The sequence below is a fragment of the Sphingomonas sp. BL-S-30 genome, from assembly GCF_055521475.1.
On record NZ_CM145481.1, the window covers coordinates 2,852,666 to 2,878,840 of the forward strand.

A 26,175-nucleotide genomic window follows, 5' to 3' on the forward strand; every position below is an offset into this window, starting at 1 on the left:
GTAAGCAGCACCTTCATCGCACCCGTCGCATCTCCGTCGACGGTCGTTTCCCGGCTCCGTGGCGCTCGGGTAAATCCTTTCCGGCGATAGCGGGGTTGCATGGGGTTTGCCGCGGCGCATCGGCTCACACGCCGCGGCAAACCCCTTTTCCAGAGCTGCGCCAGATATCCTTATTTGGGCAGCACCGCCGACCTGGTTACCTTGAAGCTGGTCTTCACGCCGGCCGCCTGCGCCATGCCGGGCCGCGACACCGGCTGACCGCCGCCGACCCAGACATCCACCATGCCCGGCACGACCTTGCGCACGCCTTTGTCGTCGACCACGCTCAGCGTCCGGTCGTCGAGCGTGAAGGTCACGCTGCGCGTCTCGCCCTTAGACAGATGCACGCGCTGGAAGCCCTCAAGCGCCCGCACCGGCGCGCCGACAACCCCCGGATGCGACAGGTACAGCTGCACCACCTCGTCACCATCGCGCGCGCCGCTATTGGTCACGTCGACCGACACGGTGACGACGCCCTTCGTCTGCACCCGCGGATTGGCATAGCCGAAGCTGGTGTAGCTCAGCCCATGGCCGAACGGATACAGCACCTCGCCCTTGAAGTAACGATAGGTCCGCCCCGCCATCGCATAATCCTCGAACGGCGGAAGCTGCTCGGCGCTCCTGTAGAAGGTGACGGGGAGCCGCCCGGCCGGGCTGAAATCACCCGCCAGCAGCCCGGCAACGGCGTTTCCGCCCTCCTCGCCCGGATACCAGGCCTCGACGATCGCGGGCACGTTCGCATCCGCCCAGTTGATGCTCAGCGCGCTGCCGTTCATCAGCACCAGCACGGTCGGCTTGCCGACTGCCTGCACGCGCTTCAACAAGGCCTCCTGCGGTGCCGGGAGGTCGAGGCTGGTACGATCGCCGCCGGCAAAGCCCGGCGCCTTGATCTTCATCTCCTCGCCCTCGATCCGCGCCGAAAGACCCCCGACGAACACCACCAGATCGACCGACTTGGCCGCCGCGACCGCATCGTCGCCATTCTGGCTCGGCGGGCTCCACACGAGATGCTGCTCGCCCCGCGCGCCGCGCTGGAAGCCCTCGACCCGGATCGGATATTTCCTGCCCTTTTCGAGCGTGATCGCGCCCGACAGGATCGAGGGCGCGTCGCCCACGCCCCATTCGTCCACGACGATCTTGTCGCCGACATATACGCGGTAGCCATTCTCGCTCGCGAAGCGGAAGCGATATTCACCGCTCTCCGGCGCCACCAGCGTGCCGGTCCAGCGCGCCGAGGCCGCCTTGTCGCCATTCCATTCGATGATGGCGTTGGCCTGAGTCTTTGTCTCGACCGGCGCACCCTCCAGATTGGTGCCAGCGAAATATTCCGCCTTCAGCCCCGGCGTCCTGCACTCGGCATCGACGCACAACACGCTGTCGGGCACTGCCGGCTCGGCCGGGCCGACCAGCCCGGTGCCCTCGGCAAAGACGATCGTCGATTGCGGGAAGCGTGCGCGGATGCCGTCGAGCACCGTCACCGGTCGCGACGGCGTGCCGTAATAATTGCCGACCAGCGTATCCATCGAATCCGCGTTCGGCCCGATCACCGCGATGGTCTTCGGCACGCCCGCCAGCGGCAGCAGATTGCCCTGGTTCTTCAGCAGCACCAGCGACGCCTCGGCCATATTGCGGGAGAGCGCGCGGTGGGCGTCGGTGTCGTTATCCGCCGCGGTGATGGTGGCGAAGGGCCGGACAGGCGTGTCGACCAGCCCGAGCCGGATGCGCGCCGAGAACAGCCGCACCAGCGACCGGTCGACCGTCGCGATCGGCAACAGTCCCTTGTTCACGGCCTCGACGATCGAATCCGCGTCCGTCGTCATATGGTTGCGATAATCGCCGCAGATCACGTCCATGCCCGCCTGGAACCCGACCGCGACACCCTCGGCCGGCGTCTTGCGGTAATGCAGGCTGTCCGGGCGATAGATGTTCGCCGCCGCGCCGCAATCCGACACGACATAACCGTTGAAGCCCCAGTCCTTGCGCAGCCGCTGGTTCATCAGGAAATCATTGGCACAGCCCGGCACGCCGTCGATCGCGTTGTAGACGCACATGATCGACTGGACCTTGCCCTGGGTCACCGTCGTGCGGAACGCGGGGAGATAGGTGTCCTCCAGGTCGTGCGCGCTCGGGTGAACGTCCTCGCGGTGCCGGTTCGATTCCGGACCGCTATGCACCGCGAAATGCTTCGAGGTGGCGATCGTCTTGTAATAATCGGGATCGGTGCCCTGCAGGCCCTTGATGAAGGCAGTGCCGATCCGCCCGGTCAGGAACGGATCCTCGCCATACGTCTCCTGCCCCCGGCCCCAGCGCGGATCGCGGAAGATGTTGATGTTGGGCGACCACACGGTCAGCCCGCGATAGAAATCGGTGCTGCCGTCGGGATGGACGCGTTCGACATATTTGGCGCGGAATTCGGTGCCGATCGTGTCGGCGACATTGCCCATCAGGTTGGTGTCCCAGCTCGCGGCCATGCCGATCGCCTGGGGGAAAACCGTCGCGATCCCGGCGCGCGCGACGCCATGCAGCCCTTCGTTCCACCAGTTATACGCGGGTACGCCGAGCCGCGGGATGGCGGGTGCGACATTGCCCAGCTGCGCCGCCTTCTCCTCCAGGGTCATCTTCGCGACGATCGCCGCTGCGCGCTGCTCGACATTGCCGCCCGCGGCGCGGGTCGCCGGCACGTCCTGCGCAATTGCGGCGCCCGATACGAGGAACGACATCGTCGCGGCTGCGGCCAATAGCTTGAATTTCATGATATCCCTCTCCGCCTTTTGGAGCGGTCTAACCAAAAAATGGTAGCGGTACCAGTCCTTCGGTGGAGATATCGGCGCGTCGCGAAAAAGCCAGAGCACGAACCCCGATCCCGCGGGAACGCCCCCCGCTCTCCGGCCGCGCCCAGCGCCAACTAGCCCCAGTTTCGGTTTCGTTTCCCGCCCCGGCCAGATTTACACCCCGGACCCCCAGCGCTAGCGTCCCCTCGTTCGGCACAGACCATTTTTTGGAAAAAATCAGCGGCTCGACCTCCGTCGATGGTGCGTGCCGCGCTGTGTCTGAAATGGGGAGGGCAGCATGGATCTCGATGTGGCGATAGTCGGCGGCGGCGTGTCCGGCGCGTACAGCGCGTGGCGGCTCCAGCAGGATCGCGGCGACAAGCAGGCGATCGGCCTGTTCGAATATTCGGACCGCATCGGCGGCCGGCTCTACACCACCACCCTACCCGGCCTGCCCAACGTCAAGGCCGAGCTTGGCGGCATGCGCTATATCCCGACCCAGCACATCATGGTCGCCGATTTGGTCAAGCACCTGAATCTGCAGACCAAGGATTTCCCGATGGGGGCGCCCGCACCCGTGGGCTCCAACTGCAACCTCTTCTATCTGCGCGGCAAGCACCTGCGGCTGCACGAGCTCGATGATCCGGACAAGGTCCCCTACAACCTCGCCTGGTCGGAACGCGGCCTCGGCCCGACCAACCTGCAGGTGCAGGTGATGAACAACCTCTATCCCGGCTTCGCCAATCTCAGCCTGTGCCAGCAGATGCAGGTCAAGGTGTTCGGCAAGCCGATGTGGAAATACGGCTTCTGGGACCTGATGTTCCGCGTGCTCTCCAACGAGGGCTATCAGTTCATGCGCGACGCCGGCGGATACGAGGCGAACGTCGCCAATGCCTGCGCCGTCACCCAGCTTCCCGCCACCGAGTACAGCGACGAGACTCAGTTCCTCACGCTCGCGGAAGGATATGACCAGCTCCCGATCCAGCTCGCCAGGGAGTTCAACGACACATTCCCCGGCAAGACGCCCAAGGGCAAGCGCGTCTTCATGAATCACCGGCTGGAGGAGATCATCCTCGGCACCGGCGACTGGCCTTACACGCTGATCTTCCGCCAGACGCATACCGACGACGAGAAGCAGACCCGCGATGTCGACACCGACAAGACGATCAAGGTCCGCTGCAAGAAGCTGATCCTCGCCATGCCGCGCCGCAGCCTGGAACTGATCAAGAGCGATTTCTTCGACGATCCCTGGCTCAAGAAGAACATCCCCTCGGTCCTCATCCAGAGCGCGTTCAAGCTGCTGCTCGCGTACGAGACCCCCTGGTGGCGCTCGCAAGGCTTGGTCGCCGGCCGCTCCGTCACCGACCTCCCCGTCCGCCAGGTCTATTATTTCGGCACCGAGGGCGAACAGCCGAGCGGTGAGCCCTTCCTCAACTCGCTGCTCATGGCCAGCTACAATGATCTCGGCACGGTGCCCTTCTGGAAGGGACTGGAGCGCGGCAAGGCCTATGAAGGCTATCGCCCCGCCTGCCTCGAGGGCGGCGTCGAGAACGTGCTCCCGATCGCGCCCAAGACCGGTTTCCGCGCTACTGCCGAAATGGTCGATGTCGCCAACCGCCAGGTTGCGCAGGTCCATGCCCTGCCGCAGATTCCCGATCCCTATGCCGCGGTCTATCACACCTGGAACGAGGATCCCTATGGTGGCGGCTGGCACGAATGGAAGGCAAATTTCCGCCTCGACCAGATCATGTGCCAGATGCGCAAGCCCGTCGCCAAATACGACATCCACATTGTGGGTGAGGCCTATTCGCTCGGCCAGGGCTGGGTAGAAGGCGCGCTCGACATCGCTGAATCCACCCTGCAGGATTTCTTCGGCATGACGCCGCCGACCTGGCTCGACCCGAGCTACGCGCTGATGCCCAACCCCTGCCCGCCCGGCGATCCCTGTGTCGGCTGCGGCACCGATCTGGACGCCTGCCTGCCCTGCTTCGATTGCGGGACGATGCTCTCGTCGATCACCCCCAATTGCCTGTGCGCCGTCGAGGAGGGCTGAAATGAACGTCGCCGACTATATCCTCGAGCGCCTGAAACAGGCCGGTCTCAGCCATGTCTTCGCCGTCCCCGGCGATTATGCCTCGCCCTTCCTCGACGCGCTCGACGACGATCCCGCGATCGAGCGCGTGCCCAACATCAACGAACTCGGCTCGGGCTATGCGGCGGACGGCTATGCCCGCTTCAAGGGCATCGGTGCCGCCTGCGTGCAGTACGGGGTGGGCACGATGAGCGCGCTCAACTGCGCCGCCGGCTCCTGGGTGGAGCGTGTGCCGGTCGCGATCATCTCCGCCGCACCATCGAACAACAACCGGCTGCTCGAACGCCAGCAGCAGATCCTGTTCCATCATTCGACCGGGGATTTGGAGGTCAACGCGAAGCTGTTCGCCCATGTCACGGTCGCGTCGGAGATCGTCGTCGATCCCGATTTCGCCCCGGCCCAGATCGACCGCGCGATCACCGCGATGCTCACCTTCCGCCGCCCGATCTATCTCGAGGTGCTGCAGAATGTCTGGACTCAGGCCTGCGCCGATCCGGTCGGCACGCTCGCCCCGGTGCCGCAGACCAGCAACGCGACCTATCTGGCCAAGGCGATCGCCGCGACCTGGGGCCGCATCCTCAGCGCCGAACAGCCGGTTTTGTGGTTCGGCGTCGAGATCCAGCGCTTCGGCCTGCAGGAGCTCGCGCAGAAGCTGGTCGATGTCAGCGGCCTGCCCTTCACCACCACCAGCCTCGGCAAGACCGTGCTGGACGAGGCGCAGGCCCAGTTCATCGGCACCTATGCCGGCCCCGCCTCGCCCGCGCTCACCCGCACGATCATGGGCGCCTGCGATTGCCCGGTCGCGCTGGGGGCGATCATCACCGACGATTATCTCGACATCATGGCCGCGCGCTATGCCGACATGGTGTCGTGCAACGACGAGGATACCCGCGTCGGCATCGATTATTTCGCGCAGATCACGCTGGCCGATTTCCTGGCGGCTTTGGTCGCCCGCTTCGAGGAAGACGACGCCTTCCCGCGCAGCTTCGAGGCGCCCGACGTCCCCGAAGACACCGACGAGACCGCGGAGAAGGGCGCCGGCCACGGCCTTACCTACAATGTCTTCTACCGCCAGTTCTCCCACTGGCTGAAACACGAGAAGCTGATCGACGAGAGCGTGCTCATCCTGGGCGAGAGCACCTCGCTCTATGTCTGGGGCAACCTCATGGGCCTGCCGCGCGACAGCTTCGTCGCGCAGGCCGCCTGGGGCTCGCTCGGCCACGAAACCGGCTGCGCGCTCGGCGTGGCGCTGGCCTCGGGCAAGCGCCCCTGGGTGATCGCCGGCGACGGCGGCTTCATGATGATCTGCCAGGAGATATCGAGCCTCGCCCGGGCCAAGGTCCCCGCCGTGGTGTTCGTGATGAGCAACCAGGGCTATGCGATCGAACAGGCATTCGTCGACATCAAGGCCTTCACGCCGGAAGGCGAGTTCGCGCCCTTCGACGTGCTGCCCGACTGGGACTATCTCGCGCTGGCCAAGGCGTTCGGTGCCAAAGGCTACCGCGTGAAGACCACGGACCAGCTCGCCACCGCGCTGGCCGAGATCGGCGGGCTGACGGACGTGCCCGCGCTGGTCGAGGTGGTGATCCCGCCCAAGGACCTCGCGCCGCAGCTCGCCCGACTGGCCGCGCCGCCGCCGGTCCTGCGGAAATATCATAGCCTGGAGGAATAAGGGCAGCGAAACTTAGCTACTGGAACTTCCCCTCCCGTTCGCCCTGAGCTTGTCGAAGGGCTGTTCTTTCTTTTGCGGAAGAAAGAGCAGGGCTTCGACAACCCCGGATCAAGTCCGGGGCCGAACGGCGTTGGATCAATTCAGCTCGAAAACGCTCTAACGGGATAGCTTCCCCGGAACAGACGCGCCCCGCCCGCTCCGGCGCTCGATCGCATGGACTTCGGCGCGGGAGAGAAGCACGTCGAGATCCTCGCGGCCGATGTCGAAGCTGTCGGGAAGGTCGGCCAGTGCCCGGTCGATATCCTCGAGATGAAGCCCCGACGCCTGAAGCGGCGGCCCGATCGGGAGAGCGACGTGCGGATAGCTGTGGCCGGACACGCGATGGAAGAACATCCCGAGCGAAACCAGCGCGATCGAATTGAGCGCCACGGGCGCGAAGGCGAACGCCAGCCCCGCCGCATGAATGTCCTGCGTGCCGATGACGGCGGTCAGCGCCACGGCGCCGCCCGGCGGGTGGAGGCAGCGGCACAGCGACATGGCCAGGATCGCCGCGCCGACCGCGACGCCGGCGGCGATCGTCGGCTCCGGAATGGCGTGGAACGCGGCCACCCCGACCAGTGCCGAGAGCGTGTTGCCGCCCGCCACCGGCCAGGGCTGGGCGAGCGGGCTGGACGGAACCGCAAACACCAGCACCGCGGAGGCGCCGAGCGGCGCCAGGATGATCGGCAGATTGTGGGGCGCCATCGGAAACTGCGCACAGACGACGATCGTCAGGGCGATGCAGATGGTTGCGCCGACACTGGCGACGACCCTGTCGCCAAGACGGGCGCCCGCCAGCAACGGCCTGAAAAAACTGATACTCATCGACGCTCCGAATGCGGCAGGACGGGCGCTCTCTCCTCGACGGCGCGCGATTTTGCTACGCAGATATTCTATCCGGGTGCACCGCGACGACAGGTACCCTCCCCCCACGCCGGCACGCCCGTCGTGTCAGCGCTCCATCAGCGCTGCTTCTCCCCAGGTGACGGGCAGCCGATGGTTGTCCGCGCCGCTGCTGCGCGCGACCAGTTCGATCAGCTTCACGCCGACAACCGGCACCGAGAGCGGCCGCGCCGCCGTGCCCCATTTCAGCGGCTGGCTGGTGGCGAGCAGCTTGCCGTCGCCATAGACGGCGAAGGTGACGAGGTGGGTCTTGTCCGTCGCGCTATCGTCCACGCCGACCATCGCGGTGAAGCGCCGCGCGCGGCTATTCCGCACCTCCAGCCGTGAGTTTGCGAGAACCCCGATGCCTGCGTCGAACGGCTTTCCCGCGACGTGGAGCACCTGCCCATAAGGCGCGCTGTCGGCGCGCGCGCCGCCCCAGCCGGCATAGGTGGGCCTGTCGCCGGCGCCGTTGGTGCCCGCCCATCCCGCCGCCGTGCGGAAGATCGTGGGGTCGACGGTCGGGCGGACGACGCCGTCGATCGCCGGGTTCACGCTGCCCGGCTGTTCCGACAGATAATAGCCCCCCTGCAGTGTACGAAGGCCCTTGGCGCGGAAGATCAGCGTCTCGCGCGGCTTGACGCGCAGCCTGGTCTTGCCGGTGAAGCTGGTCCGCCGCTTGCTCCACAAATCGGTCAGTTCGACCGGCGCTGCGTCGCTGAACCTGAGATGCGCCGCGCTCAGATCGACGTCATAGTCGCCCGAGCCTCGGTTGAAGATCGCGAGCGCCTTGTCGCCCGACGCCAGCGTCTTCACCAGGATCTGCAGGTCGCTGGAATCATAGGCCAGCGTCGCCTGGTTGCCGGCGGGGTCCTGATCGAGCGCGATGATGTCGGCATTGCCGAAGATGTCGAGCAGCGCCTTGGGCGTCTTGCGCAGGTCGGTGCCGATCATCAGCGGGGCGTTGAGCATCGCCCAGAGCGCGAAATGCGATCGCGCCTCGGTCAGGTGATCCGCGTCGAAGTCGCCCGCGCCGATGTGCAGCATGTCGGGATCGTTCCAGGATCCGGGATGGGCATAGAGCGACCGCGTCACCGCCGTGTCGTAATTGACCAGCAGCCTTCCCCAGGCCGGCGAGATGTCGTCGCTGGTGCGCGAAATCCCGCCATAATCCTTGCCCCAGGCGCGCACGTTCGCGGCGCCCCAGATGCACAGCGACAACAGATAGTCGCCGTCCGGATTCTCGCGTGACAGCGCCGCGTTGATCTGCCGGAACAGTGCCTGAATCGCGGGAATGTCGGTGCGCGTCACCGCGCCGGAATCCAGGATCGGCCCCAGCGCGCGGAACTTGCCGGAGCGCACCCGGTCATTGTCGGGCGCATAATCGCGCAGGCCGCAGCCATCGACCTTGATGAAGTCGAAGCCCCATTTGGCGAAATAGAGCGCGATATCCTGATCGATGCGCCCGTAAAGACCGACCTCGCGTTCCAGGACATTGCCCTTGGGCAGATCGTCGTCGGTCGGCGACCAGGCTTCGGAACAGGTGTTCCGACCCAGATCGGAATAGATGCCCGCCTTCAGGCCCATCGCATGGAGCCGATCGGTGAACGGCCTGAAACTGGGGGTGTCGCCGCCCACCTGCGCTGATGGAAACTTGTCGGTGCGGATGATCATATGGCCATCCGGCATCCGACGCTTCAGCGCCCAGCCATCGTCGATATTGATGTAGCGATAGCCCTTGGCCGCCAGACCGCTATCGACGATCTGCTGCGCCGACCCGATGATCTTGTCCTCGTCGATGGCGGTGGCGAAGGCGTTCCACGTGCTCCACCCCATCGGCGGCAGCGCGGCCCGCCCGGCGGTATAGCCCGACCAGCGCCCGGTCGGTGCCAGCGGATCGGGCGGAGCGGCGGACAGCGACGATCCGGAGAGCGCGGCCATCAGCCCCGCGGTCAGCAGTTTCTTCATCGCTCTCTCCATCTCGTTCGCGTCCGGCGCATTGAACCGCGCGCAGGGATCATCAGGGCCGGCCGAAACCACCCAACCAGGCCGCGGCAGGTGCCGCGCCTATGGGCTCACGGCCGGCCCGCTCTTTCAGTTCCGGAACAGCAGCGGGGCCATTTCGTACAGGCTGCGCCGCCAGGACAGGAATTCGTGTCCCGTATTGGGCGACACATAGAAGACGCTGTTGATCCCGGCGGCCTTCAGCGCCTCTGCGTTCGCCCGCGGGTCGGCGCGGGGCACACCCGGAGGCCCGGCCATACCCCGGCCTTCGAGTTCGCGGCTGCCGAAGCTGACGAAGGTCAGCTTGATCTTGTCCTTGTACCCCGGGGTGCTGTTGACGTCGTCGACCGAGACCGTCCCACCGCTCAGCAGGCCGATATAGGCGAATGTATCGAGATTCTTCGGCGCGATCAGCTTGGTTTCGAAACCGCCCATCGACAGGCCCGCCATCGCGCGCTGGCGCTGATCGGCCAGCGTGCGGAAGTGCGTATCGACATAGGGGATCAGTTCCTTGACCAGTACCGTCTGGAACGGCTTGATGTCGAAACTGGCGAGACCGCCGGGGCTGCCCGGGCGCACGTTGTTGGTCATGCCATAGGTCATCACGATGATGAACGGCTTCGCCTTGCCGGCGGCGATCAGATTATCCATGATCAGATTGGCATGGCCCTGGTTGGACCAGGCGGTCTCGTCCTCACCCCAGCCATGCTGCAGATACAAGACCGGATAGCGCGCGCGCTGGTTCTGGTCATATCCCGGCGGGGTGTAGACAAAGGCGCGGCGTTGCGTGCCGGTACTGGCGGACGGAAACAGCACCTGCTCCACCCGGCCGTGCGGCACGTCCTTCAGCGCATAGAAATCCGCGTCGTGCGCCGGAACCTCCACGCCGCTCTCCCACCGCGTCGAGCCGTAGAAGTTCAGCGTCCCCGGGTCGTTGAACGTACCGCCGTCGACAGTCAGATGATAATAATGGAATCCCTCGTCGAGCGGCCCCTCGGTGGTGCCGGTCCACGTGCCGTCGGCGCCCTTGGTCAGCACGGTGCCGCCGCGGCCGCCCAGCCCTAGGCTCACCTTGACGGCCTGTGCATCGGGCGCCGTGACGCGAAAGCGGACATAACCCTGCGAATTGACCTGCGGATATTGTTGCCCCGGCTGGTTTACGGAAGACGGCTTGAAATCCTCGACGATCGCCGGCGCGGCGGTTTGCGCCGACGCCGATCCGACGGCGGCAATCGCGGCAAACAATATGGCTGCAGCTCTTTTCAAACGATCCTCCCAGGATGAATGTCGCGGTCTTGAGGCCCGCGTTGCTCTTATTACTCGGACTTATTGCAAGACATCGGCAACGCTGCAAGAGGCCATGCAGCCGAAATACGGCCGATCCAGCGACGCTGCTGCCAACTTGTCAGACTTATCGCGGCGCAATCAAATGGTCGCTTGCCTGTCGTTCACATGGGCGAGCGAAGGCCGATAAACGGTCAGCGAGCCTATTGATCGACACCCTCGGGCTCGATCGCCATGACCTTCGCCGATCCATATGCGACCATCACACCTCGTGCGGTCACCGCGAACATCCCCGGCTCGGCCTGACCGCCCTCCGGCGGCCGCCCGTCAGCGCGGGCTCGTCAGCGGAGCGGACAGATAGCAGCCGAATTCCTTCACGAAATCGACCGAGACACGGGCATGGACCCGGCCCTGGCGGTCCAGGAATTCGCCATGATCGTCGATCGGCACGAAGGCGCCGTGCCAGACGCCCGGATGGATATAGAGGCCCCGCCCGTCCGAGCGGAAGGTGGTGAACTTGTCCGGCGTGACATCGTCGCCGGGCAGGGCAAGCGGCACCACGAAGCTCTGTCCGTTCAGGGGATAGAAAAGCTGCCCGCCATCGGGATGATAATTGGCGCGCCAGATGAGCGCCCGGTCGCGCGCGCCGCCCGTGCCCTCCGACGTCGCCTCTTCGGGCCAGTTGCTCCAGCCGAAAAGATAGCTGTCGCCCACCGCATTGTTGCGGGCGTAGAGCGTCTCGCCCTTCCACCAGAATTCGAACAGCCCCTCGGTGACGCCCCCCTGGTCGCCCGAATTGGCGTCCACCGGCCGCCAGCCCTGGGCCGGCCAGCGCACGATCTCGATGGGAAAGCTTGCGGGCTCGTCGACCAGGCAGCCATAACCCTGCAGGCTTTCGTCGGTGGCCATCACCAGCGGCGTCTCATGGACCTTTCGGACGCCCGTGGTCGGAACATAGGCGATCTCGCCCGGGTCGAAGTTCATCTCGCCTCCTGTCTATGCCGCGGCGGCGGCGGGCGCGGCGCCCGCCCGTTCCGCCGCTGAATCATGGCCCATCAGCCATATGACGATCCCGGTCAGCAGCACGCCGCCCGCGACCACCAGCAGGCCATAGGTGAAGTCCCCGGTCGAGTCCCTGATCCAGCCGATCACGAAGGGGCCGGCAAAGCCGCCGATATTGCCGACGGCGTTGATCAGGGCGATACCGCCCGCCGCCGCCGGGCCGCTCAGCCGCGCCGCGGGCAAGGTCCAGAAAATCGGCAGGATCGCGAGCGTGCCGACGGCGCCGACGGTGATGGCCGCCACCGACAGGAGCGGCGCGTCGGGAAGGAAGGCACTTGCCGCGAGGCCGAGGAAACCGACGACCGACGCCGCCGCGATATGCAGTACCCGCTCGTTGGTCCGGTCGGAATGACGGCACCACAGCACCATGCCGATCGCGGCGAGCCCATAGGGAATGGCCACGGCATAACCCACCATCGACACGGGAATGCCGGTCGACCGAAAGATCTGGGGGAGCCAGAGGATGACGCCGTACAGCCCGATCTCGACCCCGAAATAGGCGAGGCACAAAAGGAGCGTGCGCGGATCGGTCAGCATGCGCAGGAAGCCGGAGCCGTAGCGCGCCTCGCGCTCGGATGCCTCGGCCGCGAGGGTGCGGACGAGCCACTCCTTTTCCTCGGCGTTGAGCCAGGTCGCCTGGGCTGGAGTGTCCGTCAGATAGAAAAGCGTCGCGACACCCAGCAGCAGCGACGGAATCGTCTCCAGCAGGAACAGCCACTGCCATCCGGCCAGCCCATAGGCGCCATCCAGGCTGAGGATGGCGCCGGAAATCGGCCCGCCCAGCGCGGTCGAGATCGGAATAGCGGTCATGAACAGGCCGATCAGCCGCGCCCGTTGCGACGCTGGCACCCACTGCGTGAGGTAATAGATGACGCCGGGAAAGAACCCCGCCTCCGCCACGCCCAGCAGGAAACGGACGACGTAGAAGCTCGTCGCGCTTTTCACGAAGACCATGGCGACCGCGACGAGCGCCCAGGTGATCGCGATCCGGGCGATCCAGCGCCGCGCCCCGACCCGGTGGAGGATCAGGTTGCTGGGCACCTCGAACAGGACATAGCCGATGAAGAAGATGCCGGCGCCCAGCCCATAGACATAGGCCGAGAAGCCCAGATCGCGGTTCATGCCCTCGGCCGCGAAACTGACGTTCGAACGATCGATGAACGCGGCGAAATAGAGTAGGGCAAGGAAGGGGATCACGCGTGCGCCGACCTTGTTCAGCGTCACGGACTCGATGGTCGTCGTCATGATCCTGCGGTCATTCACATCACCCATCATCGCCGGCGGCATGCCCGCTCCTGGCGCAATAGAACGACTCCGTAATGGATATGTGACGGTCGGCGGATTTTCGCGGGAGAGCTTTCCGCCGAACGCCGCTATTTCACGCTCGCGCCCGCCGCCAGCAGGTCGAGGCGCGGCTTGCGCAGCCCTGTTTCGGCATGCTCGCCCGCTGCGTCGACCACCAGCACCTGGTCGCCCCGGTCCATCGGCCAGGCCGCGAGGCCCTGCCCACCGGGATTCCCGGTCCTAGCGAAATTGGTCCAGTACCGGCCCATGTCCGCGGCGATGCGCCGGTCGAACGGCACATAGGTGCTGCTGGACCAGGGGAAGGTCCCCAGATTGCCGAACACGAACTGGATCTCCGCGCCGTGCCCCGCGCCCGGCGTGGCGCTGCGATAATCGTGCGGCACATAGGTGAAGAAATAGCGATAGACCGGCTGGCCCAGCCGCGCCTGCGCGGCGGCGAGAAAGCGGGCCGGCTCGGTGAAGACATAATCGGTCATCAGATTGGCGGCGACGACCTTTTCGTCCCCGGTCCTGCCCGGATCGAACAGACTCATCGCCAGCGGGCGCGCCGGTTCGGGGATCAGCGGAAAGACCGTGACGTCCGGATGCTCGAGCAGCGCCGGGAAGAGATCAGCCTCATAATCGTTGGAGCCGATCAGCCAGGGAACCGGGGCCTGCCTGCCCTCGGCAAAGGCGCGGTCGACATTCCCCGGAACCAGCACGCCGTCGACGATCGGCCCCGGCCTGGCGTCGCTCGCGGTCGGCGCGGATTGTCCTGCCAATATCGTCTCGAGCGGCAGCGCGCGGAGCGCGGCCATGTCCGCCGCGCCCGTTGCCCTGGCAAAGGCGTCGCCCTGCGTTTCGGCGGCGGCGAGCGATTTGGCGTCGATTCGCCCGAGCCCGGACTGGGTGATCGCCTTGGCGAACAGGCCCCGCGCCGACGGCGAGACCATCAGCAGGTTCACGGACATGGCGCCGGCGGATTCACCAAAAATGGTGACATTGGCGGGATCGCCCCCAAAGGCGGCAATATTGTCGCGCACCCACGTCAGCGCGGCGATCTGGTCCATCATCCCAAAATTGCCGGTGACGGCCGTCTCGCGGGTCAATGCCGGATGAGCGAACCACCCGAGCCGCCCCAGCCGGTAGTTGAACGTCACCACGATCACGCCGTTGCCGGCCAGCCTCGCGCCGTCGACCATGGCATTGGCGCCATCGCCGCGCACGAAGGACCCGCCATAGATCCACACCATCACCGGAAGGGGACCGGCGGCGGCGCGCGGCTTCCAGATATTGAGGGTCAGGCAATCCTCGCTCTGCACCGGATCGGGGCCATAGCCACCCGTTTCCGGATTGTGCTGCGGACAGGCGGGGCCGGGCGCGGCCGCCTTTCGCACACCCCGCCACGGCAGCGCCGGCAGCGGCGCACGCCAGCGCAACGCGCCGAGCGGCGGCTGGGCGAAGGGAATGCCCTTGAAGGCGAGGATGCCGTTCTCGACCGCCACACCCTCGACGCGGCCGGCCCTTGTCGCGACGATGGTCGGCGCCGTGGCGGTGCGGGCTATCGCCGCACTGGCCATGACGGCACCGGCGCAAAGGGCCAGGGCCGTCATGAAGGTCCGCCATATCGCCATCACCGTCTCCCCGAATGTCCGGCGAGCCTTATGCGAGATATGTGACGCTTTGTCCGGCGCGCGGCGACGGTCCCCTTATTATCGCGATCGCAGCCACCTTCCGCACCGGCACGATTGTTATTGCGAGCGCTTCTTAGTTGCACTAGCAACCCCGTGATTCGAGGATCGAACGAACCGCGGCGGCGCGCCGGGTTCGCGCGCACATATTGGGGACATGGTTTTGACACGCACTGCATCACTGCTTCTCGGCGGCTCCTTGCTCGCACTGGCCTTTCCGGCGGCCGCGCAGACCGCGGAGGAAAAGGTGGAGTCAGGCGACGATATCGTCGTCACCGGCACCTATACGCTGCCCGACAAGATCGACACGGCGACCGGCCTTGGTCTGACGGTGCGGGAGACGCCGCAATCGGTCAGCATCATCACCGCGCAGCGCATCCTCGACCAGAATCTGACCACCGTCGCCGACGTGATCCAGAACGGCGTCGGCGTGACGGTCAATGAAGTCGACGATGTCCGCAACAGCTTCTACGCGCGCGGCTTCGAGATCCGGAACTATCAGGTGGACGGCGTGCCGACCGCCTGGACGCTCGCCGGCGGCGCGGGCGAGACCATGGCCGATGTGTCGATTTACGACCGCGTCGAGATCGTCCGCGGCGCGACCGGGCTGCTCAGCGGCGCGGGCGACCCGTCCGCCTCGGTCAACCTGGTCCGCAAGCATGCCGACGGCACCGATTGGACCGGCTATGCCAATGCCAGCTATGGCAGCTGGAATACCTGGCGCGTCTCGGGCGATGTCGGCGGCGCGCTCACTTCGGACGGCCGCATCCGCGTCCGCGCGGTCGGCCGCTACGAAGAGGGCGAAAGCTATATCGATCTCTACAAGAACCAGAAATTCGTCCTCTACGGCGTGGTCGATGCCGACATCACCGACAACACCTTGCTGCGCGCCGGCATCAGCCACCAGGAAGGCCGGCCGGATGCGCCGACCTGGGGCGCCCTGCCCAGCTTCTACACCGATGGCAGCTTCGCGGTATGGCCGCGCTCGCATACGCCCGCGGCGCCCTGGACCTTCTGGGACACCGTCAACCAGAACATCTTCGCCACCCTGAGCCATGATTTCGGCGGCGGCTGGAGCGTCACCGCCAATTACAACCGGATCAAGAATTCGCAGTCCACCGAGCTGCTCTACCTCTCCGGCCTGGTCGACAAGGCGACCGGCGATATCCAGTATGGCTATCCCTACAAGGACAAGGGCAAGAGCATCCAGAACAGCTTCGACGCGCAGGTGAAGGGCCGGATCAGCCTGTTCGGCCGCGATCATGAGCTGGTGCTGGGCGCGCTGCACAGCGTGCAGAACCGCGACGACACGACCTATTCGGCGCTCGCCTTCCTGCCCGGCACGGATTTCGCCACGCTCGGCGGCAGCGCCTATCCTTATCCCGGTTTCTCGACCACCGGCTCGCTGGACGTCAAGGAACGCGTCGAGCAGACCGGCTATTATGGCGCGCTGCGCCTCAACGTCAGCGAGCGGCTCAAGCTGATCGGCGGCGGCCGCCTGTCGAGCTGGAAACAGACCGGCTTCTCCTTCGGCATCACCAGCAATTACGGTGACGACAATGTCTTCATCCCCTATGTCGGCGCGCTCTATGACGTGACTTCGAACCACCGGCTCTATGCGAGCTACACCAAGATCTTCCAGCCGCAGAACGCCGTGGACACCAGTTTCCGCCAGCTCGCCCCGCTCGACGGCAAGGCCTATGAGATCGGCCTGAAGAGCGCCTTCTTTAACGAAGCGCTGCAGACCTCGCTCGCGCTGTTCCGCATCGAGCAGGACAATCTGGCGGTGCTGCTCCCGGGCGACCCCGTCATACCGCCCGGCGGTGGGCTGCCGGTGAGCCAATATCGCGCCGCCGACAATACGGTCAGCCAGGGCTTCGAGCTCGAAGTCACCGGCAAGCCCTTGCCTGGCTGGAACGTCAATTTCGGCCTCAGCCATTTCAAGATCGAGGACGAGAATGGCGGGCCGATCAACACCGATCAGCCACGCACCCTGGTCAAGCTGTTCACTACCTACACCCTGCCCGGCGCGCTGAGCGGCCTGACGGTCGGCGGCGGCGTCAATTATCGCAGCAAGGCCTATTCGACCGGCGCCAACCCGGTCACCAACGCCGCCTTCCGCTTCCAGCAGGACGGCTATGCGCTGGTCAGCCTGATGGCCCGCTACGCCCTCACTGAGAAGCTGCAGCTCCAGGCCAATATCGAGAACCTGCTCGACAAGACCTATTACAGCCAGATCGGCTTCTACAGCCAGTATCGCTATGGCGCGCCGCGCAGCTTCACCATCGGCGCGACCTACCGCTTCTGATGGCGGACGCGCTCCTCATCGCGGCGAGTGCCAGCGCGGCAGGCGGCAGCGCGGCGCTGCGCTTCGCATGGTCCCTGCCCCGGCGCTCGCGGGCCTGGAACAGCCTGGGCTGGGGCCTGTTCGCGCTCGGCGCAGTGCTGGGCTGGCTCAGCGCCGGCGCCTGGGGCGCGGCCGTCGCGTCGCTGTTCGGCATGAGCGCGGCTTTGCTGTTCCTCGCCTACGCAGCCGCCACTGCGCCGGCCACAACCGCCAAAGCCTCCAACCGCCGCGCCGGTGCCCTGCCCGAAGGCGGCGAGCCATGGCGGATCGGACGGCGGATCGGCACTTTCGCGATCGTCATCCTCGTCGCGATGATCGTCTCGATCGGCCTCGCCGTCGCGGCGCGCGGGATCATCGCCTGGTCCGGCGCGGGCGACGCCAATGCCAATGTCGCGAGTTTCTTCGTCATGCCGCTTGCCTGGACCCTGCTCGCCTTCGCGCTGCTGATGGAGGAGCGCCGCGCGCGGCAATGGCGCCTGCTCGCGCTGTGCGCCGTGCCCGGCCTGCTCGCGGTGGTCGCCGGAGTGGCGACATGACGGTCGCCCCCGAAAGGTCCACGGTCAAGCGCGCCCTCTCCGCCCATGCCGCGATCGGCCTGCTCGCCGGCATGCTGCTCTACATCGTCAGCCTCACCGGCACCGTCGCCGTCTTCTACGAGGAATGGCAGCGCATCGAGCAGCCCAACGCGCCGGAAATGGCCGCGATCGATCCCCACGCCGTCCAGCGCGGCGTCGCGGCGGTGCTGGCGAGCGAAGCGGGCAAGCCCCGCACCACGCATCTCTATGTCCATCTGCCGGTCGAATCCCTGCCCCGCGCCACTATCACCACCGACACCCAGGCGGTGCATCTCGACACCAGCGGCAAGATCGCGGGCAAGGAGGAGATCGCCTGGTCCGATTTCCTCGTCGAGCTCCACTACATCCTCAACATCCCCGGCGTGGTCGGCATCACCATCGTCGGTATCCTCGGCGTGATGATGCTTGCGCTGGCGCTGTCCGGCGTCATCGCCCACCCCCGCATCTTCCGCGACGCCTTTCGCCTGCGCGCCCGTGATGCGAACGGCCTCGGCCTCGCCGACTGGCACAACCGGCTGAGCGTCTGGACGCTGCCCTTCACCGTCGCGATCGCGCTCACCGGCGCGCTGATCGGCCTGGCCAGCGTCACCGCTTATGGCGTGGCGCAGCTCAGCTATCGCGGCGATCTCCTCGCCGTCTACGCCCCGATCTTCGGCGCCGAAGGCAAGCCTGACAAGAAGGCCGCGCCCGTGCCCGATGTCGCGACCGCGCTCGGCTATATGAAGACGCATCATCCCGGCCTGCGCCTCACCTATGCCACCCTGCACGATCCGATGACCGCGGGTCAGCATATCCAGATCCTCGGCACCCCCGACCGCCGGCTGGTCTTTGGCGAATATTATAATTTCGACGGGCGCGGCCGCTTCCTCGGCACCGCGGGCCTGTCCGACGGCGCGCTCGGCCAGCAGGCCTCGGCGTCGGCCTATAATCTCCATTTCGGCAATTTCGGCGGCCTGCCGGTCAAGATCGTCTATTTCATCCTAGGCCTGGCGCTGACCGGAATCTGCGCGACCGGCAGCTATATCTGGCTCGGCAAGCGCCGCCGCCGCGGCATCGACGAACCCCGCCTCCGCGCGATGTGGGATGCCGTGGTCTGGGGCTCGCCGCTGATCCTCGCCGCCACCTTCATCCTGCGCAAGCTCGCCGGCAACGGCGTGCCGCTCGTCGCGACCTATTGGCTCGCCACCGCCGCGCTGCTCGTCGCGGCCTGGTTCATGCCCGCGCCGGGGAGGCTGGAGAAGCTGCTCAGCCGGTCGCTCGCGGCGGCACTGCTGCTGGGCTCGGGGCTGGCGGTTGCGGGCTTCGTCACCACCGCCTGACCGCGCGGCGCGATCTTTAGTGACCGGCCCGGGCCGCCATGCTAGCCGCGGCCGCTCATCAAGGGGCTTTGTCGTGACGATCGCCGGCGCACTCCATTTCGTCGGCGACATGCCCGATATCGCCCGATCGCTCCGGGCAATGGCGCTTGGCCCCGGCAAACCCCGCCTCCACCGCGAGACCGATATCCTTCTCGGCGCATGCGACGATGGGCAGATCGCGGTCGAGGGCCCAGTCGTCGCGCTCTTCCAGGGCCGTCTCGATCAGGCGGATGGTCTCGCGGGCCGGTCCGCCGCGGTGATCGCGATCCAGGCCTATCGGCGTTGGGGCGCCGACTTTCCGGCGCGGCTGATCGGCGATTTCGCCTGCGTGATCTGGGACGGGGCGACGCGGCGCCTGCTGCTCGCGCGCGATCCGTTCGGCGTGGAGCCGCTGCATTTCTGGCGCGACGGGCGTTCCATCCTGTTCGCGACCGAGCCGCAGGGCTTGCTGGCGCTGCCCGAGGTCGCGCGGGAGATCGACCAGCGCTGGGTCGCGCGCTGGCTGGCGCTGCTGCCGCAGGACGAGCCCGGCACCGCCTATCGCGGCATCGATCGCGTGCTGCCCGGCCATGTCGCGATCCTCGACGAGGTTGCGGTCCGGCAGGTCCGGAGGTGGAAGCCGGAGGAACTGCCGCCCGTCAGGCTGGCGCGCGATGCCGATTATGCCGAAGCCGCCCGCGCGCTGCTGGACGAGGCGATCCGGTGCCGGATCGCCGGGGTCGACACGGTGGGCAGTCAGTTGAGCGCGGGCCTCGACAGTTCGAGCGTCACCGCGCTCGCGGCGCGCCAGCTGGCCGCCCGGGGACTCAGGCTGACCAGCTTCACCGCGGTGCCCGTTGCCGGATTCGACGGCGGCTCCGATCGCGATCACCTCTGGAACGAAGGGCCGCTCGCGGCGCGCCTCGCCCGGGCCTGTCCCAATATCGATCATGTCCTGGTGCCCAACCGGACCGAACCGCTGTTCGACACCTTCGATCGCGTCTCCGGCACCGCGGGCATGCCGCCGCTGGTGCCGGTCAACCAGGCCTGGGTCGAAGCGATCGGCCATGCGGCAAAGCAGCGCGGCGTCACCGTGATGCTGAGCGCCGGCAAGGGCAATATGTCGATCAGCTATGACGGCTTCGGATCGCTCACGGATCTCGCGCGGCGCGGCCGGTGGATCGCGCTCGGGCGGCACATGGCAGCGCTGCACCGCGCCGGCCATGGCTGGCGCGCGCTCGCCGGTCGCGTGATCCTGCCCGCGCTGCCCCGGCGGCTGCGCCAGCGGACCCGGCGGCTGATCGGCCGGCCGGAGGAACGGCTGCGCGACTTCTCGGCGCTGCGCACCAGCTTCGCCGACGATCTGGGGCTACTCGACGAAGCCGAGAGGGTCGCCGGGAATGTCGGCCATGACGCGACCAGCCGCGCGACGCGCATGGCCGTGCTCGGCAGGGTCGATCCGGGCATGCTGTTCCGCGCGGAGCGGCGGCGCTTCGGCTTCGTCCAGCGCGATCCGATGGCGGATCGCCGGCTCGTCGAATTCTGCCTAGCCATCCCGCCCGAGCAATATCTGCTGCACGGCGAAAGCCGCTCGCTCGTCCGGCGCGCGATGGCGGGGATTCTGCCCGATCAGATCCGGCTCGAACGCCGCCGGGGATTGCAGGGCGCCGACTGGGCGCTGACGCTCAATGCGGAACGGGCTCAGATCGCGGCCGAACTCGACCGGCTGGAGCGCAGCCCGCTGGCCAGCGCCAGTCTCGATCTGCCGCGCCTGCGCGGCCTGCTGGACAGCTGGCCCGAGACTGGCTGGCATAGCCTGCACGTCATGCGCAGCTACCGGCTGGCGCTCATGCGCGGCGTGGCGACGGGCCGTTTCCTGCGCCAATTCGAAGGCGGAAACGACTGATCCGGATCAGGAGTAATCCACGCCCGCGTCCGGGGTGGAACCCGGGGCGTTTTCGGCGCTGCTGGCCTCAACGAAGGTGGCGACGGGCTTGTGCCAGTCGCTGCGTGGGGCTTCCGCCGCAGCGGGCTTCGTCTCTGCTGCTTCTTGAGGTTTCTGCACGCTTTACCCCTGTATCTTCCGATGCTCGTCACCGGTAGCGGACGTGTCGCATGCTGTACAGCCGTGTCCGCGGCGTTAACGCCCGTTTTCAATGGATAAACCGCAATTCGCGCATCATCGCGCCGTGATCACGGACGATCCGCGCCGCCTGGGCGGGGGTCAGCGTGCCGGACCACCCGCCCGGCGTGCCCGGGCCGAAGAAGCGGTTGGGCGCATGCGGCGAGGATTCGCGAAACCCCGTGCGCGCCTCGGCGGCGGTGAGCCGGTCCAGCCTGGCCGCGCCGATCGCCGCCGCCAGACGCGCCGGATCGGCCGCGTGGCCGAACGCCCCGGCAATCGCCGCGAACCCCTTAACCGGCGCGGCGACCAGATCCTCATAGCAGATGAGCGTGAGCGGCAGGCCAGAGCCGAGCCAGCTCGCCGCGTGCCCGCTCCAGCTCGACACGAGCTGCGAGACCTGCGGCCGCAGTCCCGTCCTGCTCGTGCCGAGCGAAAAGCGCGGATGAGCCATCGCATCGATCGCCTCGTCGATCGTGAACCCGAAATAGCGCGCGAACGACACCACCACGTCGCGCGGATCGCGCACGATCAGGACGACCCGGTCGATCCGCTCGCGGGGAAAGGGCGGTTCCGCCGCGCCCGCCGCCGGCAGCCAGGCGTCGTGAGTCTTGATCGGAAAGGCGCGCCTGCCCGCGGGAAGCCCGGCCCGGTACGCGATCGGGCGCAGACGGCGTTCCTCGTCGGGCAGCAGGTCGGAAGTCTCGATCTCCAGCGCATCGTCGATGAAGGCGCGGTCGGCCGCGATCGGGCCTTCAAGGGCGTTGAGATCGAGCGCGCCGTCCCCGCGCACCAGCGCCGTCAGCACCGCGCGCACCCAGGTATTGCCCGATCGCGGATAGGACGCGATCAGGCCGACCCCGCTCATGCCGCGACATGCGCCTCGATCCGCCGCACCAGCGGGTCGAGCCCGGTCAGATCGGGGCCGCGCGTCAGGCGGTGGACGGCGGTCGCGCCGACGATCTGCCCGACCGCGGCGAACAGCTCGGCCGCGCGCCCCCAGCGCAGCGCCGTCCGCTTGCGATAGACCTGTTCGTGCAGCCCCATCGCCGCTTGCGGGACCGCCAGGCGCATGATCTCCGCGCGGCCCGCGATCGGCGCGGCGAGCGTCTGAAGCAGATAGACCGATTCCAGCGGGACCGGGGTCGCCTGAAAGTCGGCTGGATCGCTGAACCGCAGATAATATTTGTTCTGCCCGAAGCGGTTGGCGTGGAGCCCGTCGGCGGCGATGCGCATCGCCTCGAGCGAATCCTGCCACAATTTCACGCGCGGAAAGGCGGGGCGCACGACCGGCCCGCCCGCCGCGCCGGCATCGATCGCGCAGACATCGTCGGAGACGAGCCGGTGCCCGCGCCGGACCAGGGCGGCGGCAAGCGTCGATTTGCCCGCGCCGGAGAAGCCCGAGATCGCGATCGCCCTGCCCGCGACCACCACGCACGACGCGTGCAGCGGGAACAGGCCGCGGCGGTGGCACAACAGGCCCAGCATCGTGCCGAACAGAAAGGTCCGCACATCGGGGCTGTCCACGTCGATCTCGGGATCGATCACGATCTCATGATCGCTCCGCAGCCAATAGGTCGCGACTCCCTCGATCGAGAGGCGCGCCTGCCGCTCGGCATTGACCTGCAGCAGGGGCGAGACGTCCTCAGCCTCCGCCAGCCGCGGCGGAATCGTCCCGCTATGGATCAGCAGGTCGGGCTGGCGATCGTCTCCCGTCCAGGGCGCGAGCTCGGGCATGGCGATGCGGGTGCGCACGCGCCAGCCGCACAGGAACCTGTCGGCCGGCATCGCCCCGGCATCAGACGACATCGATCAGCCCCCGGGCGTGCAGCGACGACAGCAATTCGAGGACATCGGCGGCGATCAGGGCGCGATCGGCGCGGTAATCGGCGGCCAGCGCGTCGCACAGCGCGTCGATCGTCATGGGCTGGTCGAGACGGCGCCAGATGTCGCTGCCGATCGCGTCGAGCCCGCAATAGACGCCATTGTCGACGCTCATCATCAGGATGGTGCCGCCCGCCTCGGTCGCCAGCTGCTTGCGCCCCTGCACCACCCGGTCGGTGAGCTTCAGAACATCGGACATCTGGATCGGGACCTCGCTCGTCGGGGTACAGGAACAACCCGCGACGGGGCTTGTCCCGCGCAATCAAATACTTCTCCCGCGATGGCAACCCAAGGCACGGATTTTTCGGGCGACACGACGCGCGACGGGGTCAGGCGACCTGCGCGTCAGCGACCATTCTCCCAGCGATGGCGATACCAGCAATTGATCGCGAAACGGCTGTCGAGGAACGCGCCGGACGGGCAGGATATCGGCCGCACCTCATGCGGTGCCCAGGCCGGAAACAGCAGCAGCAGGTCGCGATCGGGCGCGATATCGGCAAAGGCGCGCCGCCCGTCCGGGCCCGGCGCCATGGCATGCAGCCGCAGCGCGCCGCCCGAAAAGCCCTGTGGCCGGCGGTGGAAATAATGGACCGCCGCCAGCACGCGTGCCGTCGCCGATCCGGGCCGGTCGGTCGCGGTGTCGATATGCTCGCGGTAAAAGGCGCCGTCGCCATGCTGCACCAGCTCCAGCTCCAGCGAATCCAGCCGGATCGGCGGCAAGGCCAGGTCGCGCACCGCCTCTTCCAGGAGGCCCCGGAAACGCGCCTCCACCTCGGCCCGGAGATCGCCGAAATCGCGCAACAGGCGCGACGCGCGGATCGACCGGTCGACGCGTTGCTCGCTCAGCCGGGTCGTCTCGAAATCGCCTTCCCGCGCCGCGACATGCGCGAGCAGCCGCTCGACGACCGCCTCGCCGAAAAACCGCGCCACCCGGCGATGCGGCGGAATGTCCTGAAGGGGATTGGACGCGAACACAGGCACATGCCCCTAGCCGTTAGCGGCCTGGAACTGAAGGTCTTCCACTACAAAACTGCCGTCATGCTGAACTCGTTTCAGCACCCAACGCTCCACAAGCGTCACGTCGGCCGAAATAATGTCGCGCGCGCCCGTCAGTCGTTGATGTGCGCCCCGGCAAAACCGCGCAGGTTGATCGTCAGCTGCAGGTTCAGCGCATGGTCCATCTGCGCGCGGGCGCCGCTGCGGCCCGGACGATATTGGTTGAGATACCCGATATCGGTCGTCACCGCCCGCCCCAGCGGCAGGGTGACCCCCACGATATTGCGCATCCGCTCATAACCGCTGCGCTGCCCCCAGCTGGTGCTGTTGGGCAGGAAGAAGCTCTCATGGCTGGCGAACAGCGCGACGCCCTTGTCGCCGACCTCGTGATTGTAGCGGATCAGCGGACGGATGCGGAAACCCACCTCGCTACCCCGCGGGTTGAACCGCTCGTCGACGCGGAAACGCGTGGTGACCGGCCCGAACGTCCCCACCATCTGCTGGCGCAACCGGTTCTCGTCAGCACCGCTATTGCCGTTATGCGCCCCGACCCAGCGATAGCCGAACCCCAGCTCGATCTTCTTCGACACGCGATAGCCGAGCAGGGCGCCGAATTCGGTCTGGTACAACCCATCCTGCCGGTCGCTGAACCGCGCGATCTGCTCGAGCGTGACGCGCACCCGGTTCGCGAGCGGCACATTGGTGTTGACCTGCAGCCAGACCTGCTCGTCCTCCTGCTGCGCGCGCGCCGGCGTCGAGGCCAGCGCGAGCGGCAAAGCGGGAAGCAGGCGGCGCAGGGCCGGGCGTCGGGAACGGCTGGGCATAAACGATCCTGATGTCCTGAATCCGAAGGCCGTTCGATACATATGTAAGTCCGTCATGCTGAACTGGTTTCAGCATCCAAGGCGCAACGACCAATGCCGCCGCTTGTGGAGCGTTGGATGCTGAAACGCGTTCAGCATGACGGCAGGTAAACGAACCGCCGGTTCGGGACACTAGCCGCACCCCATCCGCCTGTCATCCGCCGGTGCTCCCGCGAGCGGGGTGGATACCGGCGGTTGCCGGAAGCAGGCGCGTCACGGCTTCCCATCTGACGCGCTTCCAACAGGCCTGACACGCCGGCGCTACGCGTAAAATTACCCCTTACTTTGCCACCACCCACCCCTGCGGCGACCACCGGTACACATAGGGCGATATCCCCCGCCCCGCCGTGGCGAAGCTCTCCGCCACCAATTTTTCGATCTTCCGCAGGTCCTTGCCCGGCGCGACGGTGCCGATCAGCACATTGTCGTCGGACGGAATGGCGACGAACAGCCGTCCGCCGGTGGCAAGCGCCAGCGCCCGCCACCGCTCGGGTTCGAGCATCATGCTCGCCCCATAGTCGATTCCCGCCACCACCAGCAGCTTGCCCTCGACCTCGCCGGGCTCGGGCAGCTTGGGCAGGGTTGCCAGCACCTGTCGCGTGGCCAGGGCGATGGCGTCGTCCTCGCCGAGCCCAAGTTCCTTCAACTGGGCATGACCGGAGATCTTGGTCGTATTCGGGTAATCCGCGCCGAGAATCACCGAGACGCCCTCGGCAAAGGGTCTGGCAATAGGTGGGTCCGCCTTGCCGCTGGTCCCTTCTGCGGCATCGCCGATTTCCCTGGCATAGGCCGCGGCATAGTCACTGGAGCGAATGAGCAACCGGAGCTGCGCCGGCTTGATCGCCTCCTCCATCGTCAGGGCCTCGGCGATCCCGCCCAGGAAATGCTGTTTCTCCATCGCGCAGTCCGCAGCGCTGTTGATGTCGCAAAAGTGCTGAATGCGATCGAGGTTGATCTGCATCTCTTCGCCGGCGGGCGGTTTGATCTTGATGGTCAGCGGGTCGGGCGTCGTTATTTCAGCGCTCGGCAACGCGGCCTTGATCGTGGCGATCGTTTCGTCGCGCAGGGTTTGGGCCTTTGCAGCGGTCGCGGAGGCACTTGCCAGCGTCACGATCGCGAATAACGTTGCCGTTCCGATTGTCCGCATGCTCGCCCCCGTACCCACATGATCGCCCTACCCGACGACTCATCTGCCGGTAAGCAATCGGTTCTACTGCCGGCACAGGTCGAT

The 26,175-nt window shown here is 66.7% G+C and carries 19 protein-coding genes; 6 read left to right on the plus strand and 13 right to left on the minus strand.

The window, feature by feature from the left end; genetic code table 11:
• Positions 1–170: 170 nt before the first annotated feature.
• Positions 171–2,792, minus strand: coding sequence for a glycoside hydrolase family 3 protein (locus ACZ1I5_RS13255; protein ID WP_465169718.1), 2,622 nt, complete (start codon positions 2,790–2,792; stop codon positions 171–173).
• A 316-nt stretch (positions 2,793–3,108) separates the two neighbouring features.
• Between ACZ1I5_RS13255 and ACZ1I5_RS13260 the strand changes: the two genes are divergently transcribed.
• Positions 3,109–4,863 carry a flavin monoamine oxidase family protein gene (locus ACZ1I5_RS13260; protein WP_465169719.1) on the plus strand — a complete coding sequence of 585 codons (1,755 nt, stop codon included), beginning with the start codon at positions 3,109–3,111 and terminating at the stop codon, positions 4,861–4,863.
• A 1-nt stretch (position 4,864) separates the two neighbouring features.
• Positions 4,865–6,574, plus strand: a complete 1,710-nt coding sequence (locus ACZ1I5_RS13265; RefSeq protein ID WP_465169720.1) for an alpha-keto acid decarboxylase family protein — start codon at positions 4,865–4,867, stop codon at positions 6,572–6,574.
• A gap of 156 nt (positions 6,575–6,730) precedes the next feature.
• On the opposite strand, the gene ACZ1I5_RS13270 is transcribed toward ACZ1I5_RS13265, so the two are convergent.
• The 6 genes from ACZ1I5_RS13270 to ACZ1I5_RS13295 all read right to left on the minus strand — a co-directional run bounded on the left by ACZ1I5_RS13270 (position 6,731) and on the right by ACZ1I5_RS13295 (position 14,742).
• Positions 6,731–7,432, minus strand: coding sequence for an HPP family protein (locus ACZ1I5_RS13270; RefSeq protein ID WP_465173963.1), 702 nt, complete (start codon positions 7,430–7,432; stop codon positions 6,731–6,733).
• Between the two features lie 132 nt (positions 7,433–7,564).
• Complete coding sequence (locus tag ACZ1I5_RS13275; RefSeq protein WP_465169721.1) at positions 7,565–9,463, minus strand: NPCBM/NEW2 domain-containing protein; 1,899 nt, start codon at positions 9,461–9,463, stop codon at positions 7,565–7,567.
• Between the two features lie 126 nt (positions 9,464–9,589).
• Entirely contained in the window at positions 9,590–10,765 is a 1,176-nt protein-coding gene (locus ACZ1I5_RS13280; RefSeq protein ID WP_465169722.1) for an alpha/beta hydrolase-fold protein, read from the minus strand.
• A gap of 345 nt (positions 10,766–11,110) precedes the next feature.
• Positions 11,111–11,767, minus strand: coding sequence for an ureidoglycolate lyase (locus ACZ1I5_RS13285; RefSeq protein WP_465169723.1), 657 nt, complete (start codon positions 11,765–11,767; stop codon positions 11,111–11,113).
• Positions 11,768–11,779: 12 nt separating this feature from the next.
• Complete coding sequence (locus ACZ1I5_RS13290) at positions 11,780–13,090, minus strand: MFS transporter (protein WP_465169724.1); 1,311 nt, start codon at positions 13,088–13,090, stop codon at positions 11,780–11,782.
• Positions 13,091–13,218: 128 nt separating this feature from the next.
• The gene (locus tag ACZ1I5_RS13295; RefSeq protein ID WP_465169725.1) at positions 13,219–14,742 is read right to left on the minus strand and encodes a carboxylesterase/lipase family protein; all 1,524 of its coding nucleotides are present in this window, start codon (positions 14,740–14,742) and stop codon (positions 13,219–13,221) included.
• A 235-nt stretch (positions 14,743–14,977) separates the two neighbouring features.
• On the opposite strand from ACZ1I5_RS13295, the gene ACZ1I5_RS13300 reads away from it, so the two are divergent.
• The 4 genes from ACZ1I5_RS13300 to ACZ1I5_RS13315 all read left to right on the plus strand — a co-directional run bounded on the left by ACZ1I5_RS13300 (position 14,978) and on the right by ACZ1I5_RS13315 (position 20,985).
• Positions 14,978–17,128 carry a TonB-dependent siderophore receptor gene (locus tag ACZ1I5_RS13300; RefSeq protein WP_465169726.1) on the plus strand — a complete coding sequence of 717 codons (2,151 nt, stop codon included), beginning with the start codon at positions 14,978–14,980 and terminating at the stop codon, positions 17,126–17,128.
• Complete coding sequence (locus ACZ1I5_RS13305; RefSeq protein ID WP_465169727.1) at positions 17,128–17,703, plus strand: hypothetical protein; 576 nt, start codon at positions 17,128–17,130, stop codon at positions 17,701–17,703. Before ACZ1I5_RS13300 ends, ACZ1I5_RS13305 begins: the two co-directional genes overlap by 1 nt.
• The gene (locus tag ACZ1I5_RS13310) at positions 17,700–19,061 is read left to right on the plus strand and encodes a PepSY-associated TM helix domain-containing protein (RefSeq protein ID WP_465169728.1); all 1,362 of its coding nucleotides are present in this window, start codon (positions 17,700–17,702) and stop codon (positions 19,059–19,061) included. Before ACZ1I5_RS13305 ends, ACZ1I5_RS13310 begins: the two co-directional genes overlap by 4 nt.
• Before the next feature lie 73 nt (positions 19,062–19,134).
• Positions 19,135–20,985: an asparagine synthetase B family protein gene (locus tag ACZ1I5_RS13315; RefSeq protein ID WP_465169729.1), complete on the plus strand. Its 1,851-nt coding sequence runs from the start codon at positions 19,135–19,137 to the stop codon at positions 20,983–20,985.
• A 247-nt stretch (positions 20,986–21,232) separates the two neighbouring features.
• Here the strand turns inward: ACZ1I5_RS13315 and ACZ1I5_RS13320 are convergent, their stop codons facing one another.
• From ACZ1I5_RS13320 to ACZ1I5_RS13345, 6 genes are all read right to left on the minus strand, one after another.
• Entirely contained in the window at positions 21,233–22,069 is an 837-nt protein-coding gene (locus tag ACZ1I5_RS13320; protein WP_465169730.1) for a sulfotransferase domain-containing protein, read from the minus strand.
• The gene (locus ACZ1I5_RS13325) at positions 22,066–23,010 is read right to left on the minus strand and encodes an HPr kinase/phosphorylase (protein ID WP_465169731.1); all 945 of its coding nucleotides are present in this window, start codon (positions 23,008–23,010) and stop codon (positions 22,066–22,068) included. The genes ACZ1I5_RS13320 and ACZ1I5_RS13325 overlap by 4 nt, the downstream gene beginning before the upstream one ends.
• The gene (locus ACZ1I5_RS13330; protein ID WP_465169732.1) at positions 23,000–23,284 is read right to left on the minus strand and encodes a PqqD family protein; all 285 of its coding nucleotides are present in this window, start codon (positions 23,282–23,284) and stop codon (positions 23,000–23,002) included. The genes ACZ1I5_RS13325 and ACZ1I5_RS13330 overlap by 11 nt, the downstream gene beginning before the upstream one ends.
• Positions 23,285–23,430: 146 nt before the next feature.
• Positions 23,431–24,066: a 2OG-Fe(II) oxygenase gene (locus ACZ1I5_RS13335; protein ID WP_465169733.1), complete on the minus strand. Its 636-nt coding sequence runs from the start codon at positions 24,064–24,066 to the stop codon at positions 23,431–23,433.
• A 128-nt stretch (positions 24,067–24,194) separates the two neighbouring features.
• Entirely contained in the window at positions 24,195–24,905 is a 711-nt protein-coding gene (locus ACZ1I5_RS13340; protein ID WP_465169734.1) for a DUF2490 domain-containing protein, read from the minus strand.
• 319 nt (positions 24,906–25,224) lie between these two features.
• Positions 25,225–26,055 (minus strand): DUF1444 domain-containing protein, encoded by an 831-nt coding sequence (locus tag ACZ1I5_RS13345; RefSeq protein WP_465169735.1) that lies wholly within the window; start codon positions 26,053–26,055, stop codon positions 25,225–25,227.
• Positions 26,056–26,175: the final 120 nt, after the last annotated feature.